The organism is Paraburkholderia phenazinium (assembly GCF_900142845.1).
GTDB lineage: Bacteria > Pseudomonadota > Gammaproteobacteria > Burkholderiales > Burkholderiaceae > Paraburkholderia > Paraburkholderia phenazinium_A.
In genome coordinates, this window is sequence record NZ_FSRU01000002.1 from 1,448,389 (window position 1) to 1,465,953 (window position 17,565).

At 64.2% G+C, this 17,565-nt stretch carries 14 protein-coding genes; 1 reads left to right on the top strand and 13 read right to left on the bottom strand.

Features of this window, described 5'->3' with window-relative positions; all coding sequences use genetic code 11:
* Positions 1 to 112: 112 nt before the first annotated feature.
* The 3 genes from BUS12_RS23535 to BUS12_RS23545 form a co-directional block, all read right to left on the bottom strand.
* Complete coding sequence (locus tag BUS12_RS23535) at positions 113 to 2,371, bottom strand: DNA repair helicase YoaA (RefSeq protein ID WP_074301665.1); 2,259 nt, start codon at positions 2,369 to 2,371, stop codon at positions 113 to 115.
* Positions 2,372 to 2,434: 63 nt separating this feature from the next.
* Positions 2,435 to 2,653 carry a DUF465 domain-containing protein gene (locus BUS12_RS23540; protein ID WP_074264202.1) on the bottom strand — a complete coding sequence of 73 codons (219 nt, stop codon included), beginning with the start codon at positions 2,651 to 2,653 and terminating at the stop codon, positions 2,435 to 2,437.
* Positions 2,654 to 2,732: 79 nt separating this feature from the next.
* Positions 2,733 to 3,779 carry a hypothetical protein gene (locus BUS12_RS23545; protein ID WP_074299786.1) on the bottom strand — a complete coding sequence of 349 codons (1,047 nt, stop codon included), beginning with the start codon at positions 3,777 to 3,779 and terminating at the stop codon, positions 2,733 to 2,735.
* A 145-nt stretch (positions 3,780 to 3,924) separates the two neighbouring features.
* On the opposite strand from BUS12_RS23545, the gene BUS12_RS23550 reads away from it, so the two are divergent.
* Positions 3,925 to 6,273: a Tex family protein gene (locus BUS12_RS23550; protein WP_074299787.1), complete on the top strand. Its 2,349-nt coding sequence runs from the start codon at positions 3,925 to 3,927 to the stop codon at positions 6,271 to 6,273.
* A gap of 155 nt (positions 6,274 to 6,428) precedes the next feature.
* On the opposite strand, the gene BUS12_RS23555 is transcribed toward BUS12_RS23550, so the two are convergent.
* The 10 genes from BUS12_RS23555 to der form a co-directional block, all read right to left on the bottom strand.
* Positions 6,429 to 8,315 carry a potassium transporter Kup gene (locus tag BUS12_RS23555; protein ID WP_074299790.1) on the bottom strand — a complete coding sequence of 629 codons (1,887 nt, stop codon included), beginning with the start codon at positions 8,313 to 8,315 and terminating at the stop codon, positions 6,429 to 6,431.
* Between the two features lie 192 nt (positions 8,316 to 8,507).
* A complete protein-coding gene (locus BUS12_RS23560; RefSeq protein WP_074299792.1) occupies positions 8,508 to 9,092 on the bottom strand; it encodes a phosphoribosyltransferase in 585 nt (194 codons plus the stop codon).
* A gap of 3 nt (positions 9,093 to 9,095) precedes the next feature.
* Positions 9,096 to 10,442, bottom strand: a complete 1,347-nt coding sequence (locus BUS12_RS23565) for an adenylosuccinate synthase (RefSeq protein WP_074299794.1) — start codon at positions 10,440 to 10,442, stop codon at positions 9,096 to 9,098.
* 166 nt (positions 10,443 to 10,608) lie between these two features.
* The gene (locus BUS12_RS23570) at positions 10,609 to 11,760 is read right to left on the bottom strand and encodes an ATP phosphoribosyltransferase regulatory subunit (protein ID WP_074299795.1); all 1,152 of its coding nucleotides are present in this window, start codon (positions 11,758 to 11,760) and stop codon (positions 10,609 to 10,611) included.
* 250 nt (positions 11,761 to 12,010) lie between these two features.
* The gene (locus BUS12_RS23575) at positions 12,011 to 12,202 is read right to left on the bottom strand and encodes a DUF2065 domain-containing protein (RefSeq protein ID WP_074301666.1); all 192 of its coding nucleotides are present in this window, start codon (positions 12,200 to 12,202) and stop codon (positions 12,011 to 12,013) included.
* A gap of 44 nt (positions 12,203 to 12,246) precedes the next feature.
* A complete protein-coding gene (gene hflC / locus BUS12_RS23580) occupies positions 12,247 to 13,149 on the bottom strand; it encodes a protease modulator HflC (RefSeq protein ID WP_074299797.1) in 903 nt (300 codons plus the stop codon).
* A gap of 11 nt (positions 13,150 to 13,160) precedes the next feature.
* Positions 13,161 to 14,543: an FtsH protease activity modulator HflK gene (hflK, locus tag BUS12_RS23585; RefSeq protein ID WP_074299798.1), complete on the bottom strand. Its 1,383-nt coding sequence runs from the start codon at positions 14,541 to 14,543 to the stop codon at positions 13,161 to 13,163.
* Positions 14,544 to 14,598: 55 nt separating this feature from the next.
* Complete coding sequence (gene hflX / locus BUS12_RS23590) at positions 14,599 to 15,804, bottom strand: GTPase HflX (RefSeq protein WP_083640584.1); 1,206 nt, start codon at positions 15,802 to 15,804, stop codon at positions 14,599 to 14,601.
* Between the two features lie 31 nt (positions 15,805 to 15,835).
* Entirely contained in the window at positions 15,836 to 16,072 is a 237-nt protein-coding gene (gene hfq / locus BUS12_RS23595; protein ID WP_006051315.1) for an RNA chaperone Hfq, read from the bottom strand.
* Positions 16,073 to 16,214: 142 nt separating this feature from the next.
* Positions 16,215 to 17,552, bottom strand: a complete 1,338-nt coding sequence (gene der / locus BUS12_RS23600; protein WP_074301667.1) for a ribosome biogenesis GTPase Der — start codon at positions 17,550 to 17,552, stop codon at positions 16,215 to 16,217.
* Positions 17,553 to 17,565 lie beyond the last annotated feature (13 nt).

Sequence of the window (17,565 nt, forward strand, 5' to 3'; positions counted from 1 at the left end):
GGCCGATTATTACAGACTGATTATTGCAAGCCAGCTCTTTCAGTTCAGTTGATTCAGGTCAGCGTTTTCGCGCCGACCTTCTTAACCTGACACATTCCCTTCAATCTGATTTTCAATCCGCAGACGGCGCCGTCCGCTCTTCGAAGAACTCGCGCACCACGTCGATCTCCCGGGTCCGCTTGAAAGGCGGCAGGCTCTGCCATATACGGCGCCCATAGGGTTTGTCGACAAGGCGCGTGTCGCAGATCATCAGCACACCGCGATCGGTCTCTGCGCGAATCAGACGCCCTGCGCCCTGCTTGAGCGTAATCACCGCCTGCGGCAACTGGTGAACCGCAAAAGGGCTCAAGCCCTTCTTGGTCAATGCATCGAGCCGGGCGGCCAGCACCGGGTCGTCGGGCGGCGCAAACGGCAGCTTGTCGATCACCACGAGCGACAGCGCGTCGCCACGCACGTCCACGCCTTCCCAGAAGCTCTGGCTGCCCACCAGGATAGCGTTGCCATAGGAGCGGAAACGATCCAGCAATTCCGTGCGGCTCGCGTCGCCCTGCACCAGCAGCGGGTAATTCCAGCCGCGCTTCTCGATCGTATCGCGTAGCTTCGTCGCGATCTTGTCGACGGCGCGCAAGGTCGTGCAGAGCATGAACACGCCGCCGCCCGACGCCTCGATAGCCGGCAACGCGGCTTCGAACACCGCGTCGGTGAACATCGGCGAGGACGGCTGCGGCAGATTGCGCGGCACGTACAGCAGACCCTGAGTCGGATAGTCGAAGGGGCTCGGCAGCGTCATCGAGCGGCGCGCGTTCAGGCCCATCTGCGCCGCATAGTGCGTGAAATCGCCGCGCACCGAGAGCGTCGCCGACGTGAAGATCCACGCGCGCGGCACGCCGGCGCGCTGCTTGGCGAAGATCGGCGCCACCGACAGCGGCGTTTCGTGCAACTGCACGGTATGCGCGAACACTTCGATCCAGCGCACCTTTTCGTTCGGATCGGCTGCGGCGGCCTTGGCGTCTGTGGCACCCGCAGCGGCGTCGCGTTCGGTTTCCGTAGGCGGCGTGGTCCAGCCCGCCAGGATGCCCTGCAACTCGCGGGCGCGCCGCAGACAGGCGCCAATCGACTCGGCGCGCTCCGCCTGGCTCGACAGCGCATCGGCGAGCGCGGTCAGTTCCGTCTCAAGCGTTTCGAGCGCGGGGAACAGCGGATGATCGTCGGGCAACTGGCCGATCGAGAGCCGCACCGAGTCCTCCCTGAAAGCCAGGCGCACGTCGCGCGCCGAGCGTTCGAGCGCCGCGCCGAGCTTCACCCAGTCGACCACCTCACGCGCATGGCCGAGACCCTCGGCTACCGAATCGCGGGCGAGTTCGAGAAACTGCGCGGTGGAGAGCGTCTCGCCGAAGAACAGCGTGGCGGTTTCCGGCAATTGATGCGCTTCGTCGAAGACGATGGTATTGGCGGTGGGCAGCAGTTCGGCCATGCCCGTGTCGCGCAACATGATGTCCGCGAAAAACAGGTGGTGGTTGACCACCACGATGTCAGCCTGCTGCGCCTCGCGACGCGCCTGCATCACGAAGCACTCCTTGTAGTGCGGGCACTCCTGGCCGAGGCAGTTTTCACGGGTCGAGGTCACCATCGACCAGACCGCGGCCGTCTCCGGCACGCTCGCGAGCTCGGCCTTGTCGCCGGTGCGCGTGATCTTCGCGAAGCGGATGATGTCCTGCAGATACGAGGTTTCCTGGCGCGACGGCAAGCGGCCGTTGTCCGCCGTACGCTGCAGATAGTAGTGGCACAGATAGTTCGCGCGACCCTTGAGCATCGCCACCGTGACCGGCACGGCCAGCGCATCGCGCACAGTCGGGATATCGCGCTGGAACAACTGGTCCTGCAAGTGCTTGGTGCCGGTCGAGACGATCACCTTGCCGCCCCACAGCATGGCCGGCACGAGGTACGCGTAGGTCTTGCCGGTGCCCGTCCCTGCCTCCACGATCAATGTGTTCTCGCTGCCGTCGAGGCCGCCTTCTGCGTCGCTCGTTGCGGTGTCCGAAGCGGCGGCCGCCTGTGCGTCTCCCGTAGGCGCCTGCAGACGCCGCGCGGGCCGCTTCTGCGCCTCGAACATCGCCGGCTCGGGCATGGCGCGGCCCGACGCTTCCATGGCGGCGGCGACCGCGCGCGCCATCTCGATCTGCGAGGCCCGCGAGCGGTAACCGTCGATCTGGCGCGCAAGCAGGCCGTCGGCGGCGAAAATGTCGTCGAGCTCGGTCTTGCGGCGGGGGTTCAGCGAGGACGCGAGCGCGTTCCCGGCGGCGCGTGGCTCGCGTGCGGGCGCTTCGTCGTCCGACGAGCTGCGCGAAGAAGTAACAAGCGGTGAATTCAAGGCAAGCGTTTCCTGCAAAATCCGGTGCGCGCGGGGCGACCCGGCGCCTGCCAGGTCGCGCGCCTAAGCGCGCGTGTCCGGTTCGAGCTGCAACTGCAGCAAGATAATGGTGTCCTTGACCTTGAGCTTGCGCTTTTTAAGGCGCTGCAACTCGAGGTCGTCGAAGCCGGGCTCATCCGACATTTTGTCGATCAGACGATCCAGTCCACTATGTTCCGATTCCAGTTGCAGAATGCGGTCCTGAAGTGCGTTCGCGTCGATGACGTGATGATGGTCGCGCATGCTCGCCTCCTCTTGCTATGCGGCGCCGACTGCCTCGTGCAGCCCAGACGCCTGAGGTTGCTGTCCGGCTAAAAACGCGTTACTGCTGCTGTTGCTGCAGCTTTTGCTGCTCCTGCTGTTGCTGCTGTTCCTGCAACTGCTCCTGCTGTTTTTGCGCCGCCTTGTCGGCAGCCTGCTTCTGGCGGGTCTCGACGTCCTGCCTGTGCTGCGCGGCCGTCTCCTGCTTGCGCTGGTAGCTCTCCTGCTTCTCGACGCGCTCCTGCGCCTTCTGCGCGCCCTGCTGACGGGCCTGCTCGAGTTGGGTCTGGAAGTTCGCCTGCTTCTGGTCGTACGCCTGCTGGTTCGCGGCCGCCTGCGGCACGCTCACGCCACGCTGAGCCTGATCCAGCGCATGCTGCTGCACCTTCTGCTGATAAGACTGCTCGTTGGCCGCGCGCTGCGGCGCCTCGGCCGCACGCTGCGCCTGATCCAGCTGATGCTGGCGCTGCTTGTCCTCGTACGCTGCGGCATTGCGCGCGTCGTCCGCGGCGCGCTGCGGGGCATTGGCCTCGTCCTGCGCGCGCTGCAACGCCGCCTTCTCGTCGCGCTGCTGCGCGCGCGACGTACGCTCTTCCGCATCCAGCGCGAGCTGCTCCTTGCGGATATCGGCCTGCACGGTGCGCATCCGGTCACGCGCCTTGTCGATACAGTAGTTCACAAAGAACTTGCTGTAGCAGTCATGCTCGGCAACCGCGAAGTTATAGTTGTTTTCCGCGCTGCGGTGGTTCAGCACCGTTTGCCGCGCGTCGAAATCGTTGCCGGGCGCCGCACCCGATGCGGCGTCCGCGCTCGCCGCCCTGGCATCCGAGGCGCCGGCCGGGCCGCCCAGCTGGCCGTCGTCGGCGCGCAGTGCCGTACCCGAGGCTGCGGAGCCGTTCATCCCCGCCGACCCCGCGGACGCGGCGGACGGCATGGCCGAACCTGCTAACGCCGGCTGGTCTTGCGCAAACGCCGGTGCGGACACGGCGAAAGAGGCGGCGGCAACGCCAAGTGCTGCGCAGGTGAAAAGCGGCGCGGCACGTGTGGCGAGAAGCGAAGCAAGTGGAAAACGGGAGATCGGCAACGTCGTAGATGGGCAACGGAACATGCCCGAAATTCTATCACCCCGCGGTTGAGCCCTTTGGCATTTATGGCAAAATGCCCCGCTTCAGCAACCCGGTCGCAGCGTGCACGCGTCCCGCGTGCCGCCATGCGCGGCCTTAGATTGAGTCCGGCAGGAACACCTAGACCCTATGACGGAAACCGTAGCACTCAAGATCGTACAGCGCATCGCCAGCGAACTCTCCGTGCAGCCGCGCCAGGTCGCAGCGGCGGTGCAACTCCTCGACGAAGGCGCGACTGTTCCGTTTATCGCGCGTTACCGCAAGGAAGTGACCGACAATCTCGACGACACGCAGTTGCGTAACCTCGAGGAACGGCTCCTGTATCTGCGCGAACTGGAAGACCGCCGCGCGTCGATCGTCGCGAGCATCGACGAACAGGGCAAGATGACCGACGAGTTGCGCGCCGCGATTGAAGGGGCGGACAGCAAGCAGGTGCTGGAAGACCTGTATCTGCCTTACAAACCGAAACGCCGCACGCGCGCGCAGATCGCCCGCGAAGCGGGGCTCCAGCCGCTGGCCGACGCGTTGCTCGGCAATGCCCTGCTCGATCCGCAGACCGAAGCCGCTCAGTACGTGGACGCCGAAAAGGGCGTGGCCGACGTGAAGGCGGCGCTGGACGGCGCGCGCGACATCCTGTCGGAGCAATTCGGCGAAACCGCCGAATTGCTCGGCAAGCTGCGCGAGTACCTGTTCAACCAGGGCGTGGTGTCGTCGAAAGTGGTGGAAGGCAAGGAAAGCGCGGAAGAAGAGAAATTCCGCGATTACTACGACTATTCGGAAACCATCAGGACGGTGCCGTCGCATCGCGCACTCGCCCTGTTCCGCGGCCGCAATGCCGGCGTGCTGCTGGTCAAGCTCGGGCTCGGCGAAGAACTGGACGCGCAGGTGCCGCATCCGGGCGAAGCGCTCATCGCGCGCCACTTCGGCATCGCCAACCAGAACCGTCCGGCCGACAAGTGGCTCGCCGACGTGTGCCGCTGGTGCTGGCGCGTGAAGGTGCAGCCGCACATCGAAAACGAACTGCTCACCAATCTGCGCGAAGAAGCCGAACATGAGGCGATCCGCGTGTTTGCGCGCAACCTGAAGGATCTGCTGCTGGCCGCGCCGGCGGGACCGAAGGCTGTGATCGGCCTCGATCCGGGGATGCGCACCGGCGTGAAGGTGGCCGTGGTCGATCGGACCGGCAAGGTGCTCACCACCGACGTGATCTACCCGCACGAGCCGCGCCGCGACTGGGACGGCTCGATCGCCAAGCTCGCACGGATCTGCGCGCAGACCCAGGCCGAGCTGATCAGCATTGGCAACGGCACGGCGTCGCGCGAGACCGACAAGCTGGCGAGCGAGCTGATCGCGCGCCATCCGGAGTTCAAGCTGCAGAAGATCGTCGTGTCCGAAGCGGGCGCGTCGGTGTATTCGGCTTCAGAGCTGGCGGCGAAGGAATTCCCCGACATGGACGTGTCGCTGCGCGGCGCGGTGTCGATTGCGCGTCGTCTGCAGGATCCGCTCGCCGAGCTCGTGAAGATCGAGCCGAAGGCGATTGGCGTCGGCCAGTACCAGCACGACGTGAACCAGCGTGAACTGGCGCGTTCGCTCGATGCGGTGGTCGAAGACTGCGTGAACGCCGTGGGCGTGGATGCGAATACGGCGTCCGTGGCGCTGCTCGCGCGCGTCTCCGGACTGAACGCGACGCTCGCGCGCAATATCGTCGACTTCCGCGATGCGAACGGTCCGTTCCCCTCGCGCGAACATCTGCGCAAGGTGCCGCGTCTGGGCGACAAGACTTTCGAACAGGCCGCCGGCTTCCTGCGCATCAACAACGGCGAGAATCCGCTCGACCGCTCGTCGGTGCACCCGGAAGCGTATCCGGTGGTCGAACGCATGCTGGCGAAGATCAACAAGCATGTGGGCGATGTGCTGGGCAATCGGGAGGCGCTGTCGGGCCTGTCGCCGGCTGAGTTCGTCGACGATCGCTTCGGTCTGCCGACCGTGCGCGACATCCTGTCCGAACTCGAAAAGCCGGGCCGCGACCCGCGCCCCGAGTTCAAGACCGCCACCTTCCGCGAAGGCGTCGAGAAGATCTCCGACCTGTCGCCGGGCATGGTGCTCGAAGGCGTCGTGACCAACGTGGCGGCCTTCGGTGCGTTCATCGATATCGGCGTGCATCAGGACGGTCTGGTCCACGTGTCGGCGCTGTCGACGAAGTTCATCAAGGACCCGCACGAAGTCGTCAAGGCCGGTCAGATCGTCAAGGTCAAGGTGCTCGAAGTGGACGTGAAGCGTCAGCGCATTTCGCTGACCATGCGTCTCGCGGATGACTTCGGCGCAGCCGGCGCGGCAAGCTCGGCGCCGCGCAGCGGCGGCCAGCAGGACCGTGGCGGCGCCCGTCCGGGCGGCGCTGGACGTGGCGCACCGCAGCGCTCGCGTGAGCCGGAACCGGCCGGTGCCATGGCGGCGGCGTTCGCCAAGCTCAAGCGTTAAGTTGATTAAGGCGGTACGTCGGCCAGCCCGGCGCGCCGCACACGCCGCACGACAAAAAGCCCACGCAGTTCACAAGACTGCGTGGGCTTTTTTATTGCCCGCTCCCCGCTCCACTCCGCCGCCCGCTCAAACCGGCTGAGGCGCAGCAGCCAACCTCAAATCTCGATCTTCGTCCCCAACTCCACAACGCGATTCGCCGGGATGCTGAAAAAATCGGTCGGCTTGGCCGCGTTCTGATGCATCCACGCAAACACCCGCTCGCGCCACACGGACATGCCGGGCAACTGCGTCGGCACCACCGTTTCGCGCGCGAGGAAGAACGACGTGTCCATCAATTCGAAGATCATGTCGTGCATGCGGCCCACATCGGTCAGCACCGCCTTCACATCGGGCGTCTCGTTGAAGCCGTAGGCCGCTTTCACCAAAAACAGCCCGCCGCCGATCTCCTTGACCGTGACGCGGTCCGCGTCGTTCACATACGGAATATCGAGCGTCGAGAAGGTCAGGAAAATGGTGCGCTCGTGCAGCACCTTGTTGTGCTTCAGATTGTGCAGCAGGCTCACCGGCACGAGCGTATCGCTGCCGGTCAGATAGATCGCCGTCCCCGAGACGCGATGCGGCGGATGAGCGAGCAGCCCTTGCAGGAACGGCATCAGCGGAATACCGTCGGCCGCCGTGCGCTCCTTGACGATCATCCTGCCCTTGAACCAGGTCATCAGCAGGAAGAACAGCAGCGCGCCGATCCCGAGCGGCAGCCAGCCGCCCTCCGCGACCTTCAGCAGGTTGGCGCCGAAGAAGCCCAGATCGACCACCATCAAACCGCCGATGATCAGCGCAACCAGCAGCTTGTTCCACTTCCACACGTTCACCATCACCACGCAGGCGAGGATCGTGGTGATCACCATGGTGGCCGTCACCGCGATACCGTAGGCCGCGGCGAGGTTGTCCGAACTCTTGAAGGCCACCACGATGCACAGGATGATGAACAGCAGCAGCCAGTTCACCACCGGCACGTAGATCTGCCCGATCGCCAGATCCGAGGTATGCAGGATCTTCATGCGCGGCACGTAGCCGAGCTGGATGGCCTGGCTCGTCAGCGAGTAAGCGCCGGAAATCACCGCTTGCGACGCGATCACAGTGGCCACCGTCGACAGTACGACGAGCGGCAGCAGCGCCCAGTCAGGCGCGAGCAGGAAGAATGGGTTTTCGATGGCCTTCGGGTCGTGCATCAGCAAGGCGCCCTGCCCGAAGTAGTTCATCACCAGCGACGGCATCACGAGCGCGTACCAGGCCACCCGGATCGGCTTGGCGCCGAAGTGGCCCATGTCGGCATACAAGGCTTCCGCGCCGGTCAGCACCAGCACCACCGAGCCGAGCACGACATACGCCTGCAGCACGTGCGCCGCCATGAACGAATAAGCGTAGTAGGGATTGAGCGCGCGAATCACATTGGGCGACTGCACGATATGGGCGAGGCCGAGCAGCCCGATCACCACGAACCAGATCACCATGATCGGTCCGAACAGACGCCCCACCAGCGCGGTGCCGTGCCGCTGGATCCAGAACAGCACGATGAGAATGACGATGGTCAGCGGCAGCACCAGATGCGACAGATTGGGCGCCGCGATCTCCAGCCCTTCGACGGCGGAGATCACCGAGATGGCCGGCGTAATCACCGCGTCGCCGTAGAACATGCAGGCGCCGAAGATGCCCAGCATCATCAGCAAACCGGCCAGCCTCTTCTTCGGATCCACCGAGCGCAGCGCCAGCGCCATCAGCGCGAGCACGCCGCCTTCGCCGTTGTTGTCCGCGCGCATGACGAACATCACATACTTGACCCCGACCACGATCACGATGGCCCAGAACAGCAGCGAGATCACACCCAGGATGGACTGGTCGGTCAGCGGGATACCATGCGCCGGGCTGAACGCCTCTTTCAGCGAATACAACGGGCTCGTGCCGATGTCGCCGAACACCACTCCGATCGCAGCCAGTGCGAGCGTGGGCAGAGGCTGTTTGTGCAAGTGATGGGTATCTGTCATAAACGCAAAGTATCCGTTCCTGATCGGAAAAACGAGCGCTATTCTAAACTGCCTGTAAGGTAGCACTCCGGCCTGTTGTGCTGACACCACTGGTTACGCCACGGCTTGCTTCACCTCAGCAAAAAAAAACGGAGCCCCAAAGGGCCCCGTCCTGGCGGATTCGATGCGACACGCGGAACGTGTCCATTCGCATCACTGATCCGATCGTTCCTGCGCGGTACCGCGCTTGATCCAGGCACCGAGGTTATGCGGACGCACTGTGTCCCACTCCTCGAACGGCTGGTGAATCCACGGATTGGTGGGCAGGAACTGCACGTGATAGTCGGGCTTCACTTTCGAGCAACCCTTGTACCAGAGCACCGCTGAGCGCACCGCCGTGATGGCCGGATAGCGCTCCTTCAGATGCTGCTGCACGCGCGCCAGCGTCACGCCCGAGTCGACCAGGTCGTCGACCAGCAGCACGTTGCCGGACAGTTCGCCGCGCGTCATCGTGATGTATTGTGCGATGTCGAGTTCGCCCTGCTCCGTGCCGGCCGCTTCGCGATACGAACTGGTGGCCAGAATCGCCAGCGGCAGATCGTAGATGCGCGAGAGCTGATCGCCCACGCGCAAGCCGCCGCGCGCGAGGCACAGGATCTTGTCGAACTTCCAGCCCGACTCGTGGACAGCCAGCGCCAGCAGTTCGATCAGGCGGTGATACTCGTCCCAACCGACCCACAGGTTCTTGTCGTCGTTGCGCGGGTCCTTCATCGCAATCATCGGTACACCCTGCGTCATGAGTTAAACCTTGAACGGGTGGCGAAGAAGAATGGTTTCGTCACGATCCGGACCGGTCGAAACCATGTCGATCGGCACGCCGGCCACTTCCTGCACGCGTGTCAGGTAGGCGCGGGCGTTCGCCGGCAGCTTGTCCCATTCCTTGATGCCGACGGTGCTTTCCTTCCAGCCGCCGAACGTCTCGTACACCGGTACGCAACGCTCCACTTCCGTCGCACCGCGCGGCAGAATATCGCAGTCCTTGCCATCCACCGTGTAGCCGACGCACAGCTTCACTTCGTCGAGACCGTCGAGCACGTCGAGCTTGGTCATGCACAGGCCCGAGATGCCGTTGATCTGGATCGAACGGCGCAGTGCCGCCGCATCGAGCCAGCCGGTGCGGCGCGGACGGCCGGTGACCGAACCGAATTCCTTGCCGACGGTAGCCAGGTTAAGGCCGACCTGGTCCTGACGATTGGCGTTGTCCGCATCGTACAGTTCGCTCGGGAACGGGCCCGAACCGACGCGCGTGCAGTACGCCTTGGTGATGCCGAGAATGTAGTTCAGCTTTTGCGGACCGACGCCCGCGCCTGCAGCAGCCGCACCGGCCACGCAGTTGCTCGACGTGACATACGGATAGGTACCGTGGTCGATGTCGAGCAGCGTGCCTTGCGCGCCTTCGAACAGCAGGTTGACGCCCCTGGCGTTTTCGTCATACAAGCGGCGCGACACGTCCGTGACCATCGGCTTCAGACGGTCGGCGTAGCTGAGCATCAAGTCGAGCGTCTGCTGGAAGTCGACAGCGTCGACGCCCAGGTATTGCGTCAACACGAAGTTATGGTAGTCGAGGTTTTCACGCAGACGTTCGGCAAAGCTTTCCGGCTCGAACAGGTCCTGCACGCGCAAACCGCGGCGCGCCACCTTGTCTTCGTAAGCTGGCCCGATGCCGCGTCCGGTGGTGCCGATCTTGGCCGCGCCACGGCGCTTTTCGCGGCCCTGGTCGATGGCGATGTGATACGGCAGGATCAGGGTGGTAGCTTCGGAAATGAAGAGGCGATTCTGGACATTCACCCCGGCGGCTTCGAGCTCGCCAATTTCCTTGAACAGCGCTTCCGGCGACAACACGACGCCATTGCCGATGTAGCACGCGACGCCGGGATGCATGATGCCCGACGGAATCAGGCGCAAGATGGTTTTCTTGCCGCCGATGATAAGCGTGTGACCGGCATTGTGACCGCCCTGGAAGCGAACGACGCCTTGAGCGTGGTCCGTCAGCCAGTCGACGATCTTGCCCTTGCCTTCATCACCCCACTGGGTCCCCACGACGACGACGTTACGCCCGGGGTTCACATTCACTGCGCTGGCAGACATGTTGTTTCGTAAGCTGGTTAAAAACGTATTCTACCTATCTTCGCGGAACCTTCCGAATTTTTCCGTTTCCGCTCAACGGTATGGACGTTATCTTGGGTATATCGGAATAGCGCGGCTCAGCACCGCGCCGGTCTTTGCAACGCTCGTTGCAACGTGACTGCAACGCTCAGGAAAGGGGTTCGACAACCCACGCGCCGTTGCGCTCGACCAGCACGCGGTCGCAAGCAAATTCGTCGAGCGCGTGGTCGTGACCGGGCAACGCCTGGATCACCACTTCGCCCGCATCGCGCAACGCGGCCACGCTGGCACGCAGGGCGTCATCGTGCTGCCACGGTGCGAGAATCGCGCTGCTGCGCGCTTCCACAGGGGAAATGCGCGCCACTTCGCGCAGATCCAGCGAGAAGCCCGTGGCGGCGCGTGCCCGCCCGTAGGCCTGGCCCACGTGGTCGTAACGGCCGCCGCGCGCCACCGCGTTCGGCACGCCGTCCACATAGGCCGAGAACATCACGCCGCTGTGGTACGCATAGCCGCGCAAATCGGCCAGGTCGATCATCACTTCCGCGCCGTCCACCTGGTTCGCGAGGAAGGTCAGGTCGTCGAGCGCGCGGGCAATTTCCGGCGTGTCCGGCAAACGGGCACGGGCCTCCGCGAGGACCGAGGCGTCGCCGTACAGCGACGGCAAGGCGCGCAGCGCGTCGCGGGTCGCCGGCGTGAGATTCGCGGTCAGTTCGGCGAGGCGCGGCACGTCCTTGCCAGCAAGCGCTTCATACAGCGATTCGCCGAGCGCCGCCGCAGCGGGTTCGGCGTCGATCAGGGCCGCCAGCACGCCTGCATGGCACAGGTCCAGACGCACCTTGGCGAGACCGGCCAGACGCAGCGCGTCGAGCATCAACTGCTGGATCTCGAGGTCCGCTTCGAGCCCGGCGTGGCCGTAGATTTCGGCGCCGATCTGGATCTGCTCGCGGGTCGCATGCAGGCCGCGCGGACGCGTATGCAGCACGTTGCCGGCGTAGCACAGGCGCGTCACGCCCTGCCGGTTGAGCAAGTGCGCGTCGATGCGCGCCACCTGCGGGGTGATGTCGGCGCGCAGGCCGAGCGTACGGCCCGACAGCTGATCGACCAGCTTGAAGGTGCGCAGATTCAGGTCGTGGCCCCCGCCCGTCAGCAGCGACTCGAGGTATTCGAGCAGCGGCGGCATGACCATCTCGTAGCCGTAGACGCGAAAGCGGTCCAGCAGATGGCGCCGCAACTCTTCGATCTTGCGGGCTTCCGACGGCAGCACGTCGGCAATATTCTCGGGAAGTAACCAGGTCGACATCGATACAGTCCTACGATGGTGAACACGGCGCCTGGGCGCGCCGGTAAATGAGAGTGATGGACAGCGTGGGCACGCGCCGGGCCGCTTTGGCCCCGGCTGGGTCCGCTGCGGCCTTGTGAGCCGGATGGGACCGGGTGAATCGCGCCGCGTCGCGGCGTGTATGCCCATGCCTCTCGCAGGCGACGACGCCAGGCGAGACGCCCTACGCTGTGCCCCAGCGCGGCAATCGCGCCTGGGCCCGCTCGCGCCCTTAGGTCGCGATAAACAGCAGCAGCAGCCCGAGCGCCATCACGATCAGCCCGCCAATGCGGATCTGATGAGGCGGCCGTTCCGCTATTTTACGAAACGTATCGCTCCAGGCGCTCGGAAAAACGAAGGGGAACATCCCCTCGATGATCAGCATCAGTGCGATCGCGAGCAACAACGAACCGGCTATATCCATGCGAGTGAGGGTGCCGCGATACATATGCCGCGGCGCTCCGGTAATCAGTGTTTGCGCGGTGCCGCGACGGCGTCCGGTGACGCGTCACCGTTCGGGCTACGCATGAAGCGGAAAAACTCGCTGCTCGAATCGACCACAATCACGTCGTTCGGCTTGAAGGTGTTCCGGTAAGCCAGCATGCTCTGGTAGAACTGGTAGAACTGCGGGTCGCGACCGTACGCGTCGGCGGCGATGGAGGCAGCCTTGCCGTCGCCCTCGCCCTTGATCGTCTGCGCCTGCATGTACGCGTCCGCCAGCAGCGCCTGTTGCTGGGTGGCCGCGTCCGCCTTGATCTGGTCGGCTTCGGCCACGCCCTTGGCGCGCTCGACACTGGCCGCCTGTTCACGCGCCGCGCTCATGCGCTTGTAGACGGAGTCGGCCATCGCGGCCGGGAAATCGACCCGGGCCAGCTGGATGTCGATCACCTCGACACCGAGCGAAGCCGCCGCGGCCGACATCGCGTCACGCGCCTCATCCGCGAGCGCCTGCTGCTTGCCCAACGCATCGGCCAGCGTGACCTTGGCAAACGCATCGCCCAGCGCACTGCGCGACAGCAAGGCGAGCCGGTCCGGCAGGCTCTGGTCGTCGCCCTTGGTCTGCGCGTACAGCTTGAGCGGATCGGTCACGCGAAACTTGATGACCGGGTCGACCAGCAGGTCGGTTTTGTCGGACGTCACGTAGCGGTCTTCATCCGGCGTATCCAGTGTCTGGATGCGGCTGTCGACCAGCAGCAGATTTTGCAGCGGCGGCGGCAGCTTGGCATGCAGGCCGGGGCCGAGCAGCTCGGGGGCGGCATCGCCGCGACCGGACAGGACCGCCATATGACGTTGGTCCACCACGAACACGGTCGACGACGCCGCAAACAGCAGCAGCACCACAACCACGACGAGCGCAATGATTCGATTCATGTTCGCGCTCCTCATTGAATGTCGTCTTCGCGGCCGCGGCTGCGGAACGCATCGCGCGAACGCAGCGGGTCGCTGGCAGCGTCGGCGTCGCTCGCCGGGCTGGCGGCCGTGGCGGCGGACGCCGCAGCCGATGCCGCGGCACCGCTCGCCGCCGGCGGCACGACACTAGCAGGCGCCGACACCACCGCGCCGCCCGAAGCCGCGCTCGCCGCGGCGGCATCAGCGGCATGCTGGCGGGTCGCCTCGACCAGCTTGTCGAGCGGCAGGTACATCACGTTATTACCGGCCTTGCTGTCGACAAACACCTTCGTCGTATTCGAATAGATATGCTGCATAGTGTCCAGGTACAAGCGCTCGCGGATCACCGCCGGCGCTTTGGAGTACTGCTCGTAGACCTGCTTGAAGCGCTCGGCATCGCCTTGCGCCTGCGCCACCACCTGGTCGCTATAGGTCCTGGCCTCGTCGACGAGGCGCGCCGCGTCGGCCTGGGCGTGCGGCAACAGGTCGTTGGCATACGCCTGGGCGTCGGCCTTGGCGCGTTCGCGATCCTGATGCGCTTTCGCGGCATCGTCGAAGGCGGTTTGCACCTGCTCGGGGGCCTGCACGCCCTGCATCGTCACACCCGTGACGACGAGACCGGTCTGCGATTCGTCCAGGGAATGCTGGATCGCATCGGACAGTTGCTGACGGATTGCTTCGCGATCCTGATAGAGGATGTCGTCGGTGCTGCGCGCGCCGACGATATTGCGCACCGCCGCCTGCGCGGCCAGCATCACGCTCTGGTCGGGGTCGACGCTGCGGAACAGATAGTCCGTGGCGCTGCGCACCTGGTACTGCACGGCAAAGCGCACGTCGACGATATCCGCGTCGTGTGTGAGCAGCGAGGAATCCTTGACGTTCGCCAGACGCACGACATTGTTACGCCCGACTTCCACCTGGCGAACGTCGCCGATATTGACCAGCTCGTGCGCTTCGAACGGATACGGCAGACGCCAATGCACACCCTGCGTCGCGGTATAGCGATACTTGCCGAACTGCGTGACGACGCCGGCCTGGCCGTCCTGCACGACGAACACACCGCTGCCGAGATAGATGGCGATCAGCACGCCGATCACGATGCCCACGCCGATGCGCGCACCGCGCCCGTTGTCCGGGCGGCCTGCGCCGCCCCCCGTGCCCTTGCGGCCGAACACGCTGCTCAGGCGGCGATTGAAGTCACGCCACATCTCGTCGAGATCGGGTGGTCCGTCGCCGTCCTTGCCGTTCTGGGGACGCTTGGGTTCGTTCGGCCGTTGTCTGGCGCCATTGCCGTCACCCCGGCCCCAGCGCGGATCGTTCATCGAAAGAATGGCGCGCAGGCGCAGCCAGATACTCCGCTCGTTGTAATCGTTCACCTGTGTTCGTTCACCAGAGTAGACAGCGGGTCAGTGCAATTTGGAACGGGTCAGTTCAATGCCCGAGTTCTGGGACCTTGCGGTCGTCGCGTGATTCGGCCAACCGGAGATCTTCTTCCGGCGCGTCGTCAAGAGGATCGGCAGCCGCGATTTCGGCGATGGCAGCGCGCAGCGTATCCAGCCCTTGCCCGGTGCGCGCGCTCAAAAAGACGCGCGAAATATTACCATACTCATCCCGCTCGACCGCGTCGCCACGGGCCGCCAGCTCAGGCACGGCGTCGATCTTGTTGAACACCAGCACCTGACGGATCGTGTCGGCCCCGATGCCGTGCAACACCTCGTTGACCTGATCGATCTGGTCGAGGCGCACGGCGCTCGACGCATCCACGACGTGCAGCAGCAGGTCGGCGTGAATGGTTTCTTCGAGCGTGGCGCGGAACGCGGCCACCAGTTGGTGAGGCAACTCGCGGATAAAGCCGACCGTGTCGGACACCACCACCTGCCCCACCTCGTCGCCGAGGTAGACGCGCCGCGAGGTCGTGTCGAGCGTCGCGAAGAGCTGGTCGGCGGCATACGCCTGGGCTTTGGTCAGCGCATTGAAGAGCGTCGACTTGCCCGCGTTCGTATAGCCGACCAGCGACACCGACATGGTGCGGTTGCGCTCGCGCGCACGCCGCTGCGTACCATGCTGGCGCCGCAGTTTTTCGAGCCGCGCCTTGAGCGCCTTGATGCGCTCGCCGATCAGCCGGCGGTCGGTTTCAAGCTGGGTTTCACCCGGACCGCGCAGGCCGATACCGCCTTTTTGCCGTTCCAGGTGGGTCCATGCGCGGATCAGCCGCGTGGACAGGTACTGCAGTTGCGCGAGCTCGACCTGCAGCTTGCCTTCATGGCTGCGGGCGCGTTGCGCAAAGATATCGAGAATCAGACTCGTACGGTCGATCACGCGCCTGTTAAGCGCTTGCTCCAGATTGCGCTGCTGGGCAGGCGCGAGAGCGTGATTGAAGATGACGAGTTCAATGTCGTTGGCCTCGCACGCAAGACGCAGTTCTTCGGCCTTGCCGCTGCCGACGAACATCTTGGCATCGGGACTGGAGCGGCGTCCGGTGAGGGTAACGATGGGATTAGCGCCCGCGCTTTGCGCGAGCAGGCTGAGTTCTTCGAGACTGGCTTCGAAATCGATCTTACCGAAGTCGATGCCGACAAGCGCTGCGTTGGTCAAATTGGAGGGTATCAAAGTGAAGCGGCCGGGAGAGATCGCCAACGGGCGACGCTACGCCGGCCGCGACGAGAGGTTAGGACTGTTCGGAATCCGGGTGGAAATTCACCGGACGGGCAGGCACCACAGTCGAAATGGCGTGCTTGTAGACCATCTGGGTAACCGTATTCCGGAGCAACACGACGTACTGGTCGAACGATTCGATGTTCCCTTGAAGCTTGATGCCGTTGACCAGGTAGATCGACACCGGCACATGCTCTTTACGCAGTGCGTTCAAAAACGGGTCTTGTAACAATTGCCCTTTGTTGCTCATAGCAAACTCCGTATTTTTTTGCAGGTTGACTAAATTGACGACGAAGAAAAAGAAATCCGCCGTCAACCGCTACACTATAGCCGATTTTCGTTTTTGCGCGAGCGGGCCGGCCATCCGGCCAAACCCAACACACACGCGGGTTTCAGCCTTTGTCCGCGTAAGGGTTCGTCGACGATCTGAACTCTATGCGCAATGGAGTCCCGGTCAGGCCGAAAGTTTCCCTAAAGCGGTTTTCGAGGTAGCGTTTGTACGTTTCCGTGATCGCGTCGAGCGCGTTGCCGTGGATCACAATGATCGGTGGGTTCTGCCCCCCCTGGTGGGCGTAACGCAGTTTCGGACGCACCGGACCGCGGCGGCGCGGCTGCTGGAATTCGACCGCCTCGATCAGTGCGCGCGTGAGCTTCGGCGTCGGCAGCTTGGACATCGCAGCCGCATACGCCTCGTCCACCGAGCGCATCAGTGGGCCAATCCCCGTCTTTTCGGCCGCCGAAATAAAGTGAGATTTGGCGAAGTCGAGAAATTTTAGTTTGCGCTCGATATCCGCCTTGGTGCGCTCGCGCACATGCGAGTCGAGCCCGTCCCATTTGTTTACGCCAACCACTAGCGCGCGGCCCTGTTCGACCACGAAACCGGCGATGTGGGCGTCCTGATCGGAAATGTCCTGACGGGCATCGAGCAGCAGGATCACGACGTTCGCATCCGAGATGGACTGCAGCGTTTTCACGACCGAGAACTTCTCGATCGCCTCGAACACTTTGCCGCGACGGCGCAGGCCGGCCGTGTCGATCAGCGTGTAGGGCTTGCCCTGGCGCTCGAAGTCGACATAGATCGAGTCGCGCGTGGTGCCCGGCATATCGAACGCGATCACGCGCTCCTCGCCGACCAGCGCGTTGATCAGCGTCGACTTGCCGACGTTCGGACGCCCCACGATGGCGATCTTGATGCCGTGCGCGGCCTTCTCTTCGTCGCTCTCTTCCGGCTGACCGGCATACGCGACTTCCAGCGCCTCGTTGATCATGTCCGTCACGCCGTCGCCGTGCGCCGCCGAAATGGCGCGCGGGTCGCCGAGACCGAGTTCGTAGAAGTCCGCGGCGACCGCGCTGTACTTCATCCCCTCGGCCTTGTTGACGACGAGGAAAATCGGCCGGCCGGTCTTGCGCAGATAATCGGCGATCGACTTGTCTTGCGGTGCGAGACCGTTACGGCCGTCGACGATGAACACGACAATGTCCGACTCCTCGACCGCCTGGCGGGTCTGGCGCGCCATCTCGTGGAGGATGCCGTCTTTGGCGACCGGCTCGAAACCGCCGGTGTCCACGACGAGGTAAGGACGTTCGCCGGCCCGGCCCTCGCCGTAGTGACGATCGCGCGTCAGGCCCGGCAGGTCGGCAACGAGCGCATCACGCGAGCGCGTGAGGCGGTTGAATAGCGTGGATTTCCCCACATTGGGGCGCCCCACAAGGGCAATTACGGGTTTCATCAGATGTTGTTCA

What these genes read in the sequence shown, in the direction of transcription:
- BUS12_RS23540 (WP_074264202.1), bottom strand. Translation starts at nt 2,653, where the DNA reads ATGCGCGACCATCATCACGTCATCGACGCGAACGCACTTCAGGACCGC.
- BUS12_RS23545 (WP_074299786.1), bottom strand. Translation starts at nt 3,779, where the DNA reads ATGTTCCGTTGCCCATCTACGACGTTGCCGATCTCCCGTTTTCCACTT.
- BUS12_RS23550 (WP_074299787.1), top strand. Translation starts at nt 3,925, where the DNA reads ATGACGGAAACCGTAGCACTCAAGATCGTACAGCGCATCGCCAGCGAA.
- BUS12_RS23555 (WP_074299790.1), bottom strand. Translation starts at nt 8,315, where the DNA reads ATGACAGATACCCATCACTTGCACAAACAGCCTCTGCCCACGCTCGCA.
- BUS12_RS23560 (WP_074299792.1), bottom strand. Translation starts at nt 9,092, where the DNA reads ATGACGCAGGGTGTACCGATGATTGCGATGAAGGACCCGCGCAACGAC.
- BUS12_RS23565 (WP_074299794.1), bottom strand. Translation starts at nt 10,442, where the DNA reads ATGTCTGCCAGCGCAGTGAATGTGAACCCCGGGCGTAACGTCGTCGTC.
- BUS12_RS23570 (WP_074299795.1), bottom strand. Translation starts at nt 11,760, where the DNA reads ATGTCGACCTGGTTACTTCCCGAGAATATTGCCGACGTGCTGCCGTCG.
- BUS12_RS23575 (WP_074301666.1), bottom strand. Translation starts at nt 12,202, where the DNA reads ATGGATATAGCCGGTTCGTTGTTGCTCGCGATCGCACTGATGCTGATC.
- hflC (WP_074299797.1), bottom strand. Translation starts at nt 13,149, where the DNA reads ATGAATCGAATCATTGCGCTCGTCGTGGTTGTGGTGCTGCTGCTGTTT.
- hfq (WP_006051315.1), bottom strand. Translation starts at nt 16,072, where the DNA reads ATGAGCAACAAAGGGCAATTGTTACAAGACCCGTTTTTGAACGCACTG.
- der (WP_074301667.1), bottom strand. Translation starts at nt 17,552, where the DNA reads ATGAAACCCGTAATTGCCCTTGTGGGGCGCCCCAATGTGGGGAAATCC.